The organism is Bradyrhizobium sp. th-b2, assembly GCF_000426785.1.
Taxonomy (GTDB): domain Bacteria; phylum Pseudomonadota; class Alphaproteobacteria; order Rhizobiales; family Xanthobacteraceae; genus Bradyrhizobium; species Bradyrhizobium septentrionale.
Genome location: NZ_AUGA01000061.1, coordinates 23,348 through 37,733, shown reverse-complemented (window position 1 = coordinate 37,733; position 14,386 = coordinate 23,348). Strand labels below are relative to the sequence as shown.

The following is a 14,386-nucleotide window of genomic DNA, read 5'->3' as shown; positions in this document are numbered from 1 at the left end:
CGATATTTTGGTCTATCTCGCCGAACGTCCAGGCGAGGTCATTGGAAAGAACGAGCTCATTGATCATGTCTGGTCGAACGTCACCGTGGAGGAGGGTAGCCTCCGGGTCCAGGTAGCCGCCATCCGCAAGGCGCTCAGGGATGGCCAGTGCGGCAACAGATATATCGCCAACGTTAAAGGACGAGGCTACTCGTTCGTAGGATCGGTCGTTCGTCTCGAAGACAGTACGGAACACGTCAGCGACTGGCACATGAAAGCTAGGCTGCGCTATTCGCCTGTTTCGCCGAACACCCATCGACGGTCGTCAAAGCTTCGGAGCGTGCGTTTGCGCTGAACCCACTGTCAGCACAAGGTCACCTTGCACTTTTCGGACATAGCCAATCTGGCGGGCGATGGCCGCTTCTGAGTGGAAAGCAGGCATCGTTATTCGATTTGCGACTGGCGGCTTCTGGCGCAAAGCGGCCGTCGGCGCCCGATCACTTGTAACGAAACTTAGCTATTTTCCGATCGAATTAGTTAGGGTCTGTACTCAATAGGATTCACAAGATTGGGCATTTGTGATTCAAGTTCTCCGAAGTGATTTGGAGGCTTGGACGGCAAAGCACGTTTATTGGCTAAGCGAAGCGGAGTGGAAGCGGATCGAGCCGTTGCTGCCGCGCGGACGCAGAGCCGCCCACTGTGTCGATGATCGGCGCGTGATCAGCGGCATCATGCATATGCTGCGCTCGGGCGCGCGCTGGCGTGATTGTCCGGATATCCATGACGACGTTCCTACCCACAAGCATTCAATGCACCCTCACGGTGGCAGCTTTCGCCTGCAAAGTGTGCGCCTGGTGCGTGACCAAAACGCTGACGAAATCTTCTCGCGAAATGGCTGTAATCGCGAAAACCGGATGCGTACGCAATCTCTCTGAGCGCCTGACTTGCGCCAAGGGTGGATTGGCGCTGTAGAAGATGCGCGGCGTAATCTAGACGGAATGAATAGATGAATTCACTGCACGTCGAGCCGCGCTCCGTAAACAGTTTCTGGAGATAACGCAATGAAATCCCCGCTCTTGTCGCCACCGCGGAAGGATCGAGGCCTGGATCGACAAAGCCGTCCTTGATGACGCCACGGACGCGCATGAAGAGCTTGTCCGAGTGACGCGCTGGCGCCGGATCACTCGGCGCAAAAAGGGCGCCGACAAGATCATGGACCGCGAGCCGCACGTAACATTCAGTACGCGAGGGGGGTACTTCTTCCATCCCGGCATTGCGGATCAAATCAAGGAGAAGGCGGCCGACAGCCGTTCCGTTGCGCCGGTGGAGCCCACCCCGCGGTTCGAATCCGAGATGCGATACCAGGGCTTGGCGCGGCAAAAGAAGAGCCACGGTATTCCAGGACTCGCCCGCATTGCCAGCAAAAAACGTAGCCGGCCGACCCGCATCCACGAGTACAACATCGCCGACACCGAAGCGCACGGCTTCTTCGTTGTGGGTCATAGCTGAGCGGCCCGCGAGTTGAAAGAGCACGACGTAGTGGTCTGCGCCGTTGACGCGAACATCCCGGTGCGTGCGCTCGACCACATGGGTATTGGAACCGACCTCAGCCGCAACGAACCCGTAGACACTAATGGGACGCACCCAGCCGGCAAACGCTTTGGGGTCGATCACCTGCGGATCGAACCGCCCGCCCATCTTTCGGATCTGATCTTTCCACGCCTCGAAATCCAAATGTGGTGGAGCAGGGATCATAGGAGCCTCCACTTCTCAAACGACACTCGGTTCGTGGCTGCCGATAGGAAAAGTGGGCGCCACACGAATGTCGGTTGGCGACTGCGCTTCTCCCAAACGGGCAGCTGCCTGCTTCTCCGCTGAGGTCGGCAAAGTCTCGGAGAGACATAGGCCAAAATGAGGACAGCAGAGATCACGTCTTATCAAATTATTTCGGGGCGAACGGGCCCTGTTTACCCTCCATCCCGCAGCTCCGATGAAAATAGCAAGCCGTGTATTGCGGTTGATGCCGTGAAGGAAAATGGAAAATAAGAGAGCATAATTGAGACGATACGAACTCGTCTAAATCCTTCACTAGCGCGTGATGAGTGCGGCGCTTTCTTTCTGGGAGGCCGCGGCGATCTGTAACGTTCAGCGATGCTACTCGTGTGGCCGCGATAATTCTGTATCTCATGGATGAGTTTGATCGCCGGAATTTGTGCGTCGTTTGCCGGCGACGCCCTTTGATGGGTATGGACGCGCACTAACACTTGCATCACCAATCAAACGGAATAGGTCGCCGAAGCCGAGCTCACACTTCCACCCAGGGCTTAGGTCAAATATGCTGAAATAGAGGTTAACATGCAGAAACAGGATCGTTATTGCCTCTCCAATCTTCGCTCGCAGTTGCTGGATCATTCCGTTTACGCGGAAGTCGCTTCTGTCGAGGATCTGAGGCGGTTCATGCAAGATCATGTCTTCGCCGTCTGGGATTTCATGTCGCTCCTGAAGCGGTTGCAGCAAGACTTGACGTGTACAAACGTGCCGTGGTTCCCGGCAGAGAACGCAAAAGCTGCGCGGCTGATCAACGACATCGTTATCGGCGAGGAAACGGATGTCGATCCGGACGGCTCTTATGTCAGCCACCTCGATTTATACCTCCGCGCAATGGAAGACGTCGGCGCCAGCACACACCAATTCGACACATTCCGTTCACTGGCACGCGCCGGTACATCGATCGAAGCGGCTATGGTGCAGACCGAAGTGCCGCCACATGTGCGAGCCTTTGTCGCGCATACGATGATGCTGGCCCAATCAGGATCGACGGAAGAAGTGTTGGCGGCGTTCTTCTACGGCCGTGAGGACATCATCCCGGAGATGTTCAGCAGGCTGCGAAAGATCCTCCCTGGTGCGAGGAAGACCAACGATCCCCTGCGCCATTTTGTCTACTATATCGAGCGGCACATTGAGCTCGATGGCGACAGTCACGGGCCAATGGGGCGGGAGCTGCTCGATGGATTGGTTGCGGGCTCGCCGCAGAAGGACGAGCGTGCGCTGCACGCAGCGTGCAACAGCATCAAGGCTCGGATCGACCTTTGGGATGGCACGCTAAGCATACTTCGTGACATGCGCACGAAGAAGGCTACGTCCCTTATCCAAGCTGGCGGACGGCAGATGGGCGAAGCCCGCGCGATCTCAGGACGAGCGCACTGACAAGGTAAGACACAGACCCGCCGCCTCTAGGCGGCGGGCCCGTTTCTTACGGCGAAAGTAGCGTTGCAATGATGGATTAAACTCGCGGCGACCACGCGCGCCAGTCCAACGCGGTGCATGTTCGCGTATATTTATGGAACGGCCGCTCTGGGCGCAAGCCGGACATTCGGCCGGACCCGCAAGTCTCAGAAGGGCCAGCCGCTGACTTTGTGGCAAACAAGCTCTGGTCGACGGCAACCTCGTTGTCTTGCCTTTCACTAGCCGTGCATGGCGCCGCCGCAGCTGCTGCACCTGATCAGGGAGGAGAGGCGCGCTTGGACCTTAGCGAAGGCAGTGCCCGTCGTCATGATGCTCGCGTTACGGGACTCGCCATGGAGTCAGCCGTGGAACCCAGCGCGGGACATTGGCCCGAAAGTCCTCGTACTGCGCGCCAAATGTCTGCTTGAGCGTTGGTTCTTCGTACACCAAGACGAAGACGTGGAAAAATAGCCAGATCAGCACGGCATACCAGAGGAGGCGCCAATCGCCGAATAAAAGTGCTTGACCAAAAATGACAGCAGCGACCCCGACGTAAATCGGATTTCGCACGTAGCGATAGAGACCCGTGACCACCAGCTTCTGTGTCGGCGCGATCGGGGCTGGCGTTCCCAGCCCCTGCAGTGCAAACCGCGCGAACGAATCCACAACTCCGGGCACTCCGGCAATGATCAACATAAGTCCGATGGCGCGGGTCAGTTCAAAGCCGAAAAAAGCCGGCCGGAACTCCCAATGTGTGATCCACCATGGGACGAACCCCGCCAGCACCAAGGGCGCGACGACGAAGAATAGAGCAGAGCCCAAGATGGCAATCGCCTTCGACACGGGTAGCCCTTAACGCTACTGGTACCAATGATGAAATCCACACTACTCCGACCAAGCGCGAACCGGAAGACGGGCCAAAAAAGCTCCTTCGATCTAAGGCCCCCTGTCGGAAGCGCCATGTCGGCTTGGGGTCAAATTGAGAAGAACACGATACGAGCACATGTCTTCCGCTTCCCACCTAAACTCAGACACGCTCAACGCAGCCGGAGCATCGCGTTTAGACGAAACGCCGACTAGGATGATCGTGTCGACGGCGCGGAATCGCAAATCAGGGCGCGGGATGCCGTCTCCGGTTTGATGGCCAGCACCGTGTTGTAGGGGTTGCCGAACACAAACACCTTCGAGGTGCGCCAGATGATCTTTTCCAGGTCCACGAATGTGCGCATTTTCAGCCGGTACTTCCACAACAGCAGGTGCTGAATGAAATTCCAGGTAAGGCCCCAGGCCCAGAACGGCAATCGACGGTAACGGATCGGGGTGAAGCCGAGCCGGCGCATCTTGTTGACGAGAAGATTGGCCCCGACGAAATTGTAGCGCCAATTCTCGAAGAACGCGGTGACGCTGAGGTAATCCTCCTTGCGGCGGCAATGATCCAGCGACCCAGGCGATCGAATCAACAGGCGTCCTCCCGGCTTGAGCATCCGCCAGCACTCCGCCAGCCAGGCGTCCAGATCCTTGGTGTAGCCGATCGATTCGAGTGAATAGACGGCGTCAAAGCTTTCGCTCGGAAGGTCCAGGCTGTCGAAATCCGTGACGATTACCTGTCCACGTCCGCCGACTTTCGCAAATTTGCGCCGGCAGATATCTGCCTGGACGGACGAATTGGTCACGCACACGACTTCGACGTTACAAAGGCTTGCGAGATATGCAGCCGCGGCTCCCGATCCGCACCCGAGATCCAACAGCCGCATCCCATCCTTCGGCTTCAGAAGAAGGTATTCCGCTTCGTAAATTTTCGAAAAAGGTGTTCGAGGGAATACGCACGTGCTGTAGTTCGCGTTTTCATCGCGATAGGTGCCGAACACGTCGTCATATGTACGCTGCTCGTCATCATGCCTGAGAAAGTCGATCGGCATGGGCGCCCACTCGATCAGTTGAAGCTGCTCGAATTGATTTAGCTCATGACCGATCCCGCTCGCGTCCTTCGGTCGACTGACCAGGAGAAAAAGTACATAGTGGAAAAGAGTGTATGCCACGAACAACGCTATGATGATCGCCGCTACAAACAAAAATATCGGGACAATAACCAAGGTGGTTCCCAGACCGTTGAAACGCATTAAAAATCGAGAGGGATCCTCGCATCGATGAGGGGCCGTGCCAAAGCAGCATTTCGCCAGGGCGTCCTGTCAGCTCAGACTAGCACACCGGACGGGGGTTCGGGCATGAGGCCAACCGAATGTCTGGTTGGGGTCATAAACGGACTTCGTGGGAAAGTCCGCTTCTGGCGCAAAGCGACCGTCGGCGCCCGATCGCGCGTGTAACTCAATGTAGCTGTTTCCCGATCGAATCAGCGCGTCGCGGAGATCGTCGGTACCTGGACGGGTTGCGTCATGCGACATAACCACCGTCTATCGTCTGGCTGGAGCCGGTAATGAATCCGGCCTCGGGGCTTGCGAGATAGGCCACGAGTCCCGCAATCTCTTCAGGCTTGCCCAAGCGTCCGAGGGGCACCAGTGGCTTCACCATCTCGGCGTAAGCAGCTGTCATGTCTGTTTCGGTGGGTCCGGGCTGGACGTTATTGACGGTAATCCCGCGCGGCGCGAGGTCGATAGCGATGCCCCGCACCAGCGAGGCAACAGCGCCCTTTGTCATCGAGTAAACGCTTGCTCCCGGGAATGCAGTTCGAACAGCCGTATTGCTGCCGATTGTGATAATCCGTCCGCCTTCCCTGAGGTGGGGGCTCGATGCCTGGATCGCGACGAAGACACCGCGCACATTGGTCGCCACCATACGATCGAAGTCCGCAAGGCCATACATGTCCACCGTGCCGCGTATCAAGATCCCGGCATTGACGACCAGAATGTCTAGATGGCCAAAGCGTGCGATCGTCTGTGCCACCGCATCCGCGACGGCTTTTGGATCCGCACTGTCGGCTTTGATCGCGATCACGGGCTGGCCATGCGCTTCCGCCGCGCGGGCGGTTTCGGCCGCCTTCTCCGCCGAGTTGGCGTAGGTCAGCGCAACCGACGCGCCGTTCGCAGCAAGTCGCCTCACGATCGCCGCACCAATGCCCCGAGAGCCCCCAACAACAAGGGCGACCTTATCGATTAGCGTAGGTTCGTTATACATATGTTCTCTCCGTTATTGACTAATAAGTTCAAAATTGTCCAGGCCGATGCTCGCAGCCCTGCCGCGAAACTAGTGATTTCTCAAACTCGCGATCGCAAAGGCGGCCGTATCGCGCAGAGATTGAAGGGAAGCTCCTGCCTTTGCTGCGACCTGGAGTCCGAACATCGTTGTTTCCACGAAGCGCGCGGCACGCTCGATATCGACATTCGCTCCGATTTCGTTTGCCGCTTGCGCGTGCCGTAGCCGCTCGATCAGAGCCTTGCGCTGCGCGCCACCGCTCTTGGCCCGCAGTGCTGCCAGGTCGGTGTCGGTGTTTCCGAATTCGCAGATGGAGCCGACACCCATGCAGCCCCTCTCGCGGGTGGATTTATCTGAAGCAATGATGCCGATAACAAGCGCTTCAACGCCGGCCAGCGGCGAAGCGGTCGATCGCAGTCGCCTGATGTTCTCGGCAACGCTCTCTCGCTGATATCTCTCAAGCGCTTCCAGATAAAGGCGGTGTTTGTCGCCAAATGTGTCGTACATGCTCTGCCGGCCGATATTCATTGCGCGCAGCAGATCGTCCGTAGAAGTTGCAGCATAGCCCTTTCGCCAGAAAACGGACATCGCCCGTTGCACGGCTGCATCGCGGTCAAATTCCCTTGGCCTTGCCATGGCCGTAGTTAGCTAATTTGGACTGATCTGTCAATAACGGTGCGTCCGGCAATGGAAGCATTCTCGTTGAATGGTTGGTGTTGGCACTAAGCGGCGGTTCATTCACAAAACGGCACTCGGCCTTATTCTCCGACAAATGGTTTTCAAACAGACGATCAAAGGTTCGACGGGTGTGGTCAAAGGCGGAAGCGCCCCCCGCGACGCCTTATCGAAGCCCGCAGCGCTGCGAGCGAACGTCGCGTCATCGGTGAATCAGAGGAGGGCGCTGAGGAGCGCCGCTTGGCCGCCTAGGTGCTGCGCCAAGCCCGTCAATGCAACATCGAGCGAGCCAGATGTTTTCCTTGAGATGCGCGAGCCGCTTAGGCCGATCAGCTGCGACACCCGCCTTGAGTTTGTGCTTGAGCTCGAGCGCGCCGATGGGCCATGGTGTCGGGCCCGCGGAAGGCTGTTTATTGCTCCAAGAAGGCGAGCGCCTGCTCAACGAAGGCGGCATGGTACTGGAAGATGCCGCCGTGCCCGGCGTCAGGGAAGATGCTCAATTGTGCATTCGGCAGCCTACGAGCGAGCTCGAATGAATTGAACGACGGCACCATCACATCGTAATCGCCATTGACGACCAGGACAGGATGCTGAACCGTCCCCAGCTTCGTGGCATCGCCCTGTCCCCAGGCCTGGATCGCCGCAAGCTGAGCCTGAACGGTTTCGTCGCGTACGGGTGCGTCGAGGTCCTTCGTGCGTTCTTTCAGGCGGCGCAGGAAGTCGTCGGCTGCCGCCTGGCCGTTGCTCGTCTGTGTAAAGAACAGAAAATGCTTCGGATGCTTGTTGGTGGCACCTGCCTTGCCAAACGCGTCCTGCAGAACGGGACCGACATTCGCGATGCCTTCGCCGCCCGCGGGGCCGGTTCCCGCGAGAATAATTTTGCGCACCAGACCAGGTTGCCGTTGCGCGATGACCTGAGCGACGAAACCGCCAAGCGAGAAACCGAAGAGATCGACTTTGCCAAAACCCAGAGAGCCTATGAACGCGACGGCATCCTGAGCCATCTCCTCGACTGTTTTGGGAGCAGAGCCCCCGGATCCGCCGACCCCGCGATTGTCGAACGCGATCACGTGGTGCTTTGCCGCCAAGCCATCCACGACCCTCGGATCCCAATCCTCCAATACCGCAGTTAGATGGTGAAGCAACACCACGGGAACGCCGCCCTTCTTCCCAATCTCTCGGAACACGAAGTTCGTACCGTACACATCGGTTGATATGGTCGGCGTATTTCCAAAGGTCGTGCTCATCGTGTTTCTCCTGATTGTTCGAGCTCGTTTGGGCTTTGCAGTTGCTTCTTGTGACGCTGGCTTATGATGCGGATGCCCCAGGCGTCACCAAGACAGGGATAAAGATCGGAGCAATGGCCATTTTCCAGGATCAGGAGATCGCGATAGTTGAGGGAGACCGCCTCGACCTTGACCAGCACCTCTTTCGGATCGGGTTTTGGACGTAGTGCCGAAGTGAGCACGAGATTATCCCGGCCGAAGGCCGGCAATTCCCATCGCTGCATCATGATCAGCGCCCCTGACCGAGAGTTTGTGCCACGCCGCCGGCGGCTGCGTGCGCGATCCCGTCGAGCGTCCTGTGAAGGCGCAGAGCGTGCGCGAAATCCGGTGCCGTTGCGCCCGGTGTGCCATCCCGGAGATCGCGGGCGAAGGCCGCATAAAGCCGTGCAACATTGGCGCCAGGCCCTTCGAGGGAGCCGGTGCTAAGGTCATATTCCGACGGAATGTTCAGCGGAGCCACGGCGGCATCCTCGCCGTGCCCGCCGAACAGGTTTGGAGCAAGCACCTGCAGGTTGCCGACCGGCGAGGTCAGGACCAGGTCACCATCGCTGCCGTTGATCTCCCACCGGAAATTCTCGCCGCGCGACGTGCCGCCGCGATAGAAGATCGACGCGACGGCCCCGCTTTCCAGCGTGGCGGCGATGGCGAGATGATCCGGCGTGGTGGACTGGATATCCTGTTCGGTGTCCGCCAACCGGATCACGGGATTTCGCACCGCGCTCGTCGCACGGACATCGGTCAGATCGCCAACCACGAACTGCATCGCGTCGATTGCGTGCATGACGGGGACGGAAAGCAGGCTCGCATTGCTCTGCGCATCGAACATATAGGTGTGGGCGCTGTCGCTCACCGTCGTCCAGGCAATGCCCGAGCCAACGATGGCCGTGCCTAGCACCTTCCCGACATAACCCTGCTCCACGAGATCGCGCGCATAACGGATCGAGGGTGCCATCCGGGCTTGCAGGCCAATCAGCGTCCAAAGATCGGTCTTGGTGACTCGCGCGGCAATATCCGTGGATTGAGCAATATCTACGCCCAGCGGCCATTCCGACATGACCATCTTACCCGCCGCGACCGCTTGCGAGATCAGCGCGTGATGATGCGCGATCCTGACGGTCACCACGACGAGATCAACGTCAGGGCGAGCAATGAGGAGCGACGGATCGCTGTAGGCCGGGACACCATAAGCATCTCCGGCAGCCTTGGCGGACGCTTCGCTAGAGGTGGCGACAGCGCGCAACTCATAGTCCGGCAAGCTGGCCAGCGCAGGAAGATGTGCGGCTACCGCCCAACCAGGGCGCAATGGGCTCGCACCAATGATACCAACACCAATCTTGCTCATGAAAAATCGGCTCCTTGGAATACCGTGCTTCTGCGATAGCGTCGGACATTTTTCGGCTATCCGGTAGTATCAGATCGATCCTTAGTGTAAATATGGCACTCTAATGCCACTACGTAACCTGGACGAAACCTATGAGGACGAACGATGAGTTGTGGGTTGGATCACGACGGCAGCGCATTCGACCGGCTGCTCCTCGACCAGATCGCTGACCGGTGGAGCATCCTCGTCCTGGGTGCTATCTGCGCTGCCGGAGGCACATTGCGCTTCAACGAAGTGCGCCGACGGATCGATGGCATTGCGCAAAAGACTCTCACACAAGCTCTGCGCCGGCTGGAGCGAAACGGCATCCTGGAGCGCAGACTCATCGACACCGCGCCGCCTGGCGTCGAATACATGGTGACCCCGCTCGGCCGATCGCTCGATAAACCCTTCGCGGCCTTGAATGCGTGGACCATGGAGCATGCCGAGGCCCTGCGAGCCGCGCAGAAGGCTTTCGACGAGCGGCATGGTTCGGCTTCAGAACGACGAGGATGAGCCTCGGTGTTTTCGGGGCACGACTTGCAGAGGGCCAGCCGTCGTACACGCAAGACGAGTCACCGGTCGGCAACACCTGATTCCGGAATGAGCAGAGGCGAGACCGACCGGGTACTGCTTTCAATCCGTCATGCGAAATAGGTGCTGTGGGACAGATCTTTCCACTGCTCATATGCAGCTCGCCGCTCGTCCAGCTTCGCCGTGATGGCACCCCAGCTGTCGGCACCCAGGCTGAGCCGCTGGGGCATATCGCCCGACTTCACCAAGTTGACGAGTATTTCCGCCATGCGATCGGGATCACCCGGCGCGTAAACGCCGTCCTTGTCATTCAACAGCATTCCCATGAGCGCGTGCGCGGTAGGGTCATAGGCGTCGATCTTCGGGCTTCGCAGATTGCGTTCGACGATACCGGTGCGGAAGCCGCCTGGCTGGATAGACAGCACCTTGATGCCCAGCGGGGCGACCTCCTGCGACAAGGCTTCGGTCAAACCTTCGAGCGCGTGTTTTGACGCGCTGTAATAGCCGAGCGCGGGCATGGAGACGACACCGTTAAGGGACGACACGTTGATGATCGTCCCGCTTGCCCGGGCGCGCATACCAGGCAGAACTGCCCGGATTGTGCTCGCGACGCCGAACACATTCGTGTCGAACAGCGTCCGGATATTCTGCTCCTCTCCTTCCTCGATGGCTGCGAGATAGCCAAGCGCGGCGTTGTTCACGAGCACATCGATACCGCCATGCCATTTCTCGGCGGTGGTGATCGCAGTCTTGATCTCGGATGGTTTGGTCAGATCCATCGCCAGGGGAAGCACGGCGTCGGGATGGGCTTCGGTCAGCTTCTCGAGACGAACGTTGTCCCGCGCGGTAACTGCGACACGGTGGCCGGCGCGCAACGCCGCATTCGCGACCGAGGCGCCGAGGCCGCTTGACGCGCCGGTGATGAACCAGGTTTGCGTACTCATGGTTTCCTTCTTTTCTCTATGTTGCGGGCTTCCAATCGGCCGGCCGTCGTCCGCTCAAGCGTTGACGCCAACAATCATCGAGCCGAGGTCACGCGAGTATCATGTCGGTACCTAGTGTAAATAATGCACTTTTAGGCGACTATGTAACCAGAAGGGAACTTCTATGCCCGCTATGGCACGCGACGCTTGATCGGTAGATCGAGCTCAAGCGGGCCGTTCACTTCGAATTGTTGCCAAGCCATGATGGGCATGCGCGGCCCTGGCGCGCGCCGCCGGTTGCTCTGAAGGCCTTCGGCCGAGCCCCATTCCTCGTGGCCTTGAGGTCGACCAAAGCGCCGTTGGCGCGACCGGTGCCGATTTTCGAACGCGGGCACGTGACGGGGATCAGCACCGGCGCCCTGACCGCGCCGTTCGCGTTTCTGGGGCCGGCTTACGACGCACGGCTCAAGGAGATCTACACCACGCTCTCTGCCAAGGACGTGATGCAGCCGCGCGGGTATCTGGCCGTGGTGCTCGAGGACGCGGTCTCCGACAACACGCCGCTTCCCCGGACCATTGCCAGGTATGTCGATCAAGCCGTGGTCGACGCCATCGAAGGTGGAACAAGCCTGTGAAAGTGCACTCGGCTTTCTGCTATGGTTGTCGCATTCGAGCCGCACGCTCGCGAGCGTGCCTTTGCCGTTGTGTGGCCTTGGCATCTCGCGACAGCCGTTGCCGTTGCGATCGGGGGTCGGTCGGTTGGTCCGCGAGAAGCGAACTACGATCGGGTATCGATCCGGGTCTTTAGCCCGCTGATCAGCAGGTCGAGTCCTGATTCGAAGCGACCGTCGAGATCGTTGTCGAACATACGGTGCAAAGCCGCGTGGATGCTTGGGTACTTCATTGCCGCAAGGTTCGCGAACTCCGCTTGCCGGTTCGCAAGATCGAGCGGGCCGCCTGTTCGCGGATCCAGTCCCTGTTCCTCCACCGTGAAACCCAGCACGTAATAGACGAGACTGAAGGCTCCGTCGGATGAAAGCTTTGGCGAAGCGCCAGCTTCCTGCATCAGCGCCATCATGGCTTCGACGACTCGAAGCACGTTGTCGGTAGGGACATACGTGCCGGCGAAGACGCGAGCACCGTCCCGGTGGGCGAGAAAAGCCCGCCGGATGGCGCGGATAACCGCCTTCAGCCGCTCGTCCCAGGCTTTGCCCTTGCGATTCCGCGGCAGTGACACGGCGCCAAAAATGGCATCCGCCATGCCGTCCAGCAATGCCTGCTTGTTGGGAAAATGCCAATACAGCGAAGGTGCCTGAATCTCCAGGGCGGTGGCAAGCCGCCGCATCGTGAGGCCCTCCAGCCCAACCTCATCGAGCAAGGTCAGCGCCGCCCGCACGATCACCTCTTGTTGAATGCCCACACCGGCTGCCACCGCTTGATCTCCCTAACATCGTTAGATCATATCTAACATCGTAAGATATGTGGTGAGATGATCATGAGCAATGAATTGGACGTCGTCGTCATTGGCGGCGGACCGGTGGGACTCTGGCTCGCCTGTGAGCTTGCGCTGGCAAAAGTGAAAGTCCTCGTGCTGGAACGGCGCATCGAACGCGTCACCCAATCCCGCGCATTGACGATCCACGGTCGAACCCTGGAGGTGTTCGCCCTGCGCGGGATCGCGGAGCGCTTCCTCTCACAAGGTCGTCCGATTCCCGGGTTCTTCTTCGGAGGGCTGGATACGCTGCTTGACTTCTCGATACTGGACTCGCGCTTTCCTTTCACGCTGTTCCTGCCGCAGGCGACGACCGAAAAGCTCATCGAGGAGCGTGCACTGGAATTGGGCGTGGACATCCGGCGTGGCCACCTTGTGGAAGGGGTTGAGCAGAATGCCGATAGCGTCATCATACGGGGCCGGAACGGCGAGACGCCATTCGGCTTTGCTGCTCGCTACGCCGCTGGGGCCGATGGCGCTCGCAGTATCGTAAGGCAAGCCTTAGCCATCCATTTTGTCGGTCATCCGGCACGGCATGCAATGACATTGGCAGACGTCGCGCTTGATGCGCCACCAGAGAAACCGGTCCTGACCCTCGTCAACGAGGCAGGTGGTCTGGTTCTCGCGCCACGTGGCGATGGCGTTCATCACAGAATTGGCGTCATTGATGCATCGTCACCCTATTTGGCACCCTCCGCGCCGGTATCGCTCGCCGAGGTCGCTGCTTGCGCGGCCCGCATTTTCGGCAGAGATCTCCGTCCGCGCGATCCTGTTTGGATATCGCGCTTCACAGATGAATCGCGCCTCGCCGAGTGCTATCGGAAAGGGCGGATTTTCCTGGCTGGCGATGCCGCTCACATTAACCCGCCGATGGGCGGTCAGGGCATGAACGTCGGCATCCAGGACGCCATGAATCTCGGCTGGAAACTGGCGAGTGTTATACACGGTACCGCGTCTGATGAGATACTCGATAGCTATCAGTCGGAACGTAGACCGATCGGCGAGGCGCTTCAGGACGACACGCTTGCGCAATTCGCGCTGTTCTCCGCATTTGATCCTCCGGCATTGGCTCTGCGGCGCATGCTCAGCGGCTTTCTTCGTGTGCCGGAGGTCAACCGCCAGCTCTCGGACCAGCTCTCCGGCTTTGGTGTCGCCTATCCGGAGCCGCTGTTTCAGGCGGAGCACAATTGGGAACATCGGAAAGGTGTGAGCGGGCGTCGTCTTTCCGACGGGGATCTCGTGTTGAGGGACGGCTCCCGCACGACCCTCTACCCCTATCTCCAAGAAGGCCGTTGGGTCCTGTTGCAAGTCGCTGCGGAGAGCAACGCAACGCCCGTCAGGGACGCAATCAACATCGTCAGCCTGGCACCCGGCGCCAACGACGGCCTGCTCGGCAAATTCGCTTCAATGCTTGTCCGTCCGGACGGCTACGTCGCCCACGTTCGCGCGGTAGACGACGCAGGCAGCATCGAGTTCGCTGCCTGATTGCCAGCGCGGGCCCGTGTTCAGGATCACGACGGTTACACCTCTGCCCGAGTGTCGTCACGATGCCTTGACTTGCCATCAAGCACGACACGCATCATGCTCAATTAAATGACGATTATCATCTAAGGGAGAATTTGTGGCAACTACAAGCGTAGTAAACGTCGATGATGCGCGTGTCGCATACCGATTGCGCGGGCGCGATCCTGCTGTCGGCGCGATGTGCCAACAGATCGGTGCCGGGCATCTGGCCTACTTCGAGGGAGCCGACGAATATCTC

General features: G+C 59.1%; 15 protein-coding genes and 1 pseudogene. 6 read left to right on the top strand and 10 right to left on the bottom strand.

Annotated elements, in window-relative coordinates; translation table 11 throughout:
* Both K359_RS59565 and K359_RS64920 read left to right on the top strand, forming a co-directional pair.
* A partial coding sequence (locus K359_RS59565; protein WP_156928916.1) for a winged helix-turn-helix domain-containing protein occupies positions 1–334 on the top strand: 334 nt, incomplete at its 5' end.
* A gap of 223 nt (positions 335–557) precedes the next feature.
* Positions 558–743 (top strand): annotated as a pseudogene (locus K359_RS64920) (transposase); the annotation flags it as partial.
* Between the two features lie 28 nt (positions 744–771).
* Here K359_RS64920 and K359_RS0139335 read toward each other — a convergent pair.
* On the bottom strand, positions 772–1,734 hold the full coding sequence (locus K359_RS0139335) for a helix-turn-helix domain-containing protein (protein ID WP_084518666.1): 963 nt from the start codon (positions 1,732–1,734) through the stop codon (positions 772–774).
* Between the two features lie 600 nt (positions 1,735–2,334).
* Here K359_RS0139335 and K359_RS54495 point away from each other — a divergent pair.
* Entirely contained in the window at positions 2,335–3,186 is an 852-nt protein-coding gene (locus K359_RS54495) for a DUF3050 domain-containing protein (RefSeq protein ID WP_084518665.1), read from the top strand.
* Positions 3,187–3,543: 357 nt separating this feature from the next.
* On the opposite strand, the gene K359_RS0139325 is transcribed toward K359_RS54495, so the two are convergent.
* From K359_RS0139325 to K359_RS0139295, 7 genes are all read right to left on the bottom strand, one after another.
* Positions 3,544–4,047 carry an isoprenylcysteine carboxylmethyltransferase family protein gene (locus K359_RS0139325; protein WP_029084133.1) on the bottom strand — a complete coding sequence of 168 codons (504 nt, stop codon included), beginning with the start codon at positions 4,045–4,047 and terminating at the stop codon, positions 3,544–3,546.
* A gap of 233 nt (positions 4,048–4,280) precedes the next feature.
* Positions 4,281–5,324, bottom strand: a complete 1,044-nt coding sequence (locus K359_RS57685; RefSeq protein WP_051346663.1) for a cyclopropane-fatty-acyl-phospholipid synthase family protein — start codon at positions 5,322–5,324, stop codon at positions 4,281–4,283.
* Between the two features lie 271 nt (positions 5,325–5,595).
* Positions 5,596–6,336, bottom strand: a complete 741-nt coding sequence (locus tag K359_RS0139315) for a 3-oxoacyl-ACP reductase family protein (protein WP_029084132.1) — start codon at positions 6,334–6,336, stop codon at positions 5,596–5,598.
* 69 nt (positions 6,337–6,405) lie between these two features.
* The gene (locus K359_RS0139310; RefSeq protein ID WP_198031244.1) at positions 6,406–6,942 is read right to left on the bottom strand and encodes a TetR/AcrR family transcriptional regulator; all 537 of its coding nucleotides are present in this window, start codon (positions 6,940–6,942) and stop codon (positions 6,406–6,408) included.
* A gap of 497 nt (positions 6,943–7,439) precedes the next feature.
* Complete coding sequence (locus tag K359_RS0139305; protein WP_029084130.1) at positions 7,440–8,276, bottom strand: alpha/beta fold hydrolase; 837 nt, start codon at positions 8,274–8,276, stop codon at positions 7,440–7,442.
* On the bottom strand, positions 8,273–8,542 hold the full coding sequence (locus K359_RS62070) for a hypothetical protein (RefSeq protein ID WP_156928915.1): 270 nt from the start codon (positions 8,540–8,542) through the stop codon (positions 8,273–8,275). Before K359_RS62070 ends, K359_RS0139305 begins: the two co-directional genes overlap by 4 nt.
* Positions 8,543–8,544: 2 nt before the next feature.
* Complete coding sequence (locus K359_RS0139295) at positions 8,545–9,657, bottom strand: Gfo/Idh/MocA family protein (RefSeq protein WP_029084128.1); 1,113 nt, start codon at positions 9,655–9,657, stop codon at positions 8,545–8,547.
* Between the two features lie 156 nt (positions 9,658–9,813).
* On the opposite strand from K359_RS0139295, the gene K359_RS0139290 reads away from it, so the two are divergent.
* Positions 9,814–10,191: a helix-turn-helix domain-containing protein gene (locus tag K359_RS0139290; protein WP_029084127.1), complete on the top strand. Its 378-nt coding sequence runs from the start codon at positions 9,814–9,816 to the stop codon at positions 10,189–10,191.
* 128 nt (positions 10,192–10,319) lie between these two features.
* Here the strand turns inward: K359_RS0139290 and K359_RS0139285 are convergent, their stop codons facing one another.
* Complete coding sequence (locus K359_RS0139285; protein WP_029084126.1) at positions 10,320–11,153, bottom strand: SDR family NAD(P)-dependent oxidoreductase; 834 nt, start codon at positions 11,151–11,153, stop codon at positions 10,320–10,322.
* A 350-nt stretch (positions 11,154–11,503) separates the two neighbouring features.
* On the opposite strand from K359_RS0139285, the gene K359_RS0139280 reads away from it, so the two are divergent.
* Positions 11,504–11,767 carry a hypothetical protein gene (locus K359_RS0139280; RefSeq protein WP_156928914.1) on the top strand — a complete coding sequence of 88 codons (264 nt, stop codon included), beginning with the start codon at positions 11,504–11,506 and terminating at the stop codon, positions 11,765–11,767.
* 143 nt (positions 11,768–11,910) lie between these two features.
* Here K359_RS0139280 and K359_RS0139275 read toward each other — a convergent pair whose 3' ends face one another.
* Positions 11,911–12,564 (bottom strand): TetR/AcrR family transcriptional regulator C-terminal domain-containing protein, encoded by a 654-nt coding sequence (locus tag K359_RS0139275; protein ID WP_245284854.1) that lies wholly within the window; start codon positions 12,562–12,564, stop codon positions 11,911–11,913.
* A 63-nt stretch (positions 12,565–12,627) separates the two neighbouring features.
* On the opposite strand from K359_RS0139275, the gene K359_RS0139270 reads away from it, so the two are divergent.
* On the top strand, positions 12,628–14,109 hold the full coding sequence (locus K359_RS0139270; protein ID WP_029084123.1) for an FAD-dependent monooxygenase: 1,482 nt from the start codon (positions 12,628–12,630) through the stop codon (positions 14,107–14,109).
* The last annotated feature ends 277 nt before the right edge of the window (positions 14,110–14,386 follow it).

Coding starts and splice junctions, on each gene's coding strand:
- K359_RS0139335 (WP_084518666.1), bottom strand. CDS start 1,734: ATGATCCCTGCTCCACCACATTTGGATTTCGAGGCGTGGAAAGATCAG.
- K359_RS54495 (WP_084518665.1), top strand. CDS start 2,335: ATGCAGAAACAGGATCGTTATTGCCTCTCCAATCTTCGCTCGCAGTTG.
- K359_RS57685 (WP_051346663.1), bottom strand. CDS start 5,324: ATGCGTTTCAACGGTCTGGGAACCACCTTGGTTATTGTCCCGATATTT.
- K359_RS0139315 (WP_029084132.1), bottom strand. CDS start 6,336: ATGTATAACGAACCTACGCTAATCGATAAGGTCGCCCTTGTTGTTGGG.
- K359_RS0139310 (WP_198031244.1), bottom strand. CDS start 6,942: ATGTCCGTTTTCTGGCGAAAGGGCTATGCTGCAACTTCTACGGACGAT.
- K359_RS0139305 (WP_029084130.1), bottom strand. CDS start 8,276: ATGAGCACGACCTTTGGAAATACGCCGACCATATCAACCGATGTGTAC.
- K359_RS62070 (WP_156928915.1), bottom strand. CDS start 8,542: ATGATGCAGCGATGGGAATTGCCGGCCTTCGGCCGGGATAATCTCGTG.
- K359_RS0139295 (WP_029084128.1), bottom strand. CDS start 9,657: ATGAGCAAGATTGGTGTTGGTATCATTGGTGCGAGCCCATTGCGCCCT.
- K359_RS0139285 (WP_029084126.1), bottom strand. CDS start 11,153: ATGAGTACGCAAACCTGGTTCATCACCGGCGCGTCAAGCGGCCTCGGC.
- K359_RS0139270 (WP_029084123.1), top strand. CDS start 12,628: ATGAGCAATGAATTGGACGTCGTCGTCATTGGCGGCGGACCGGTGGGA.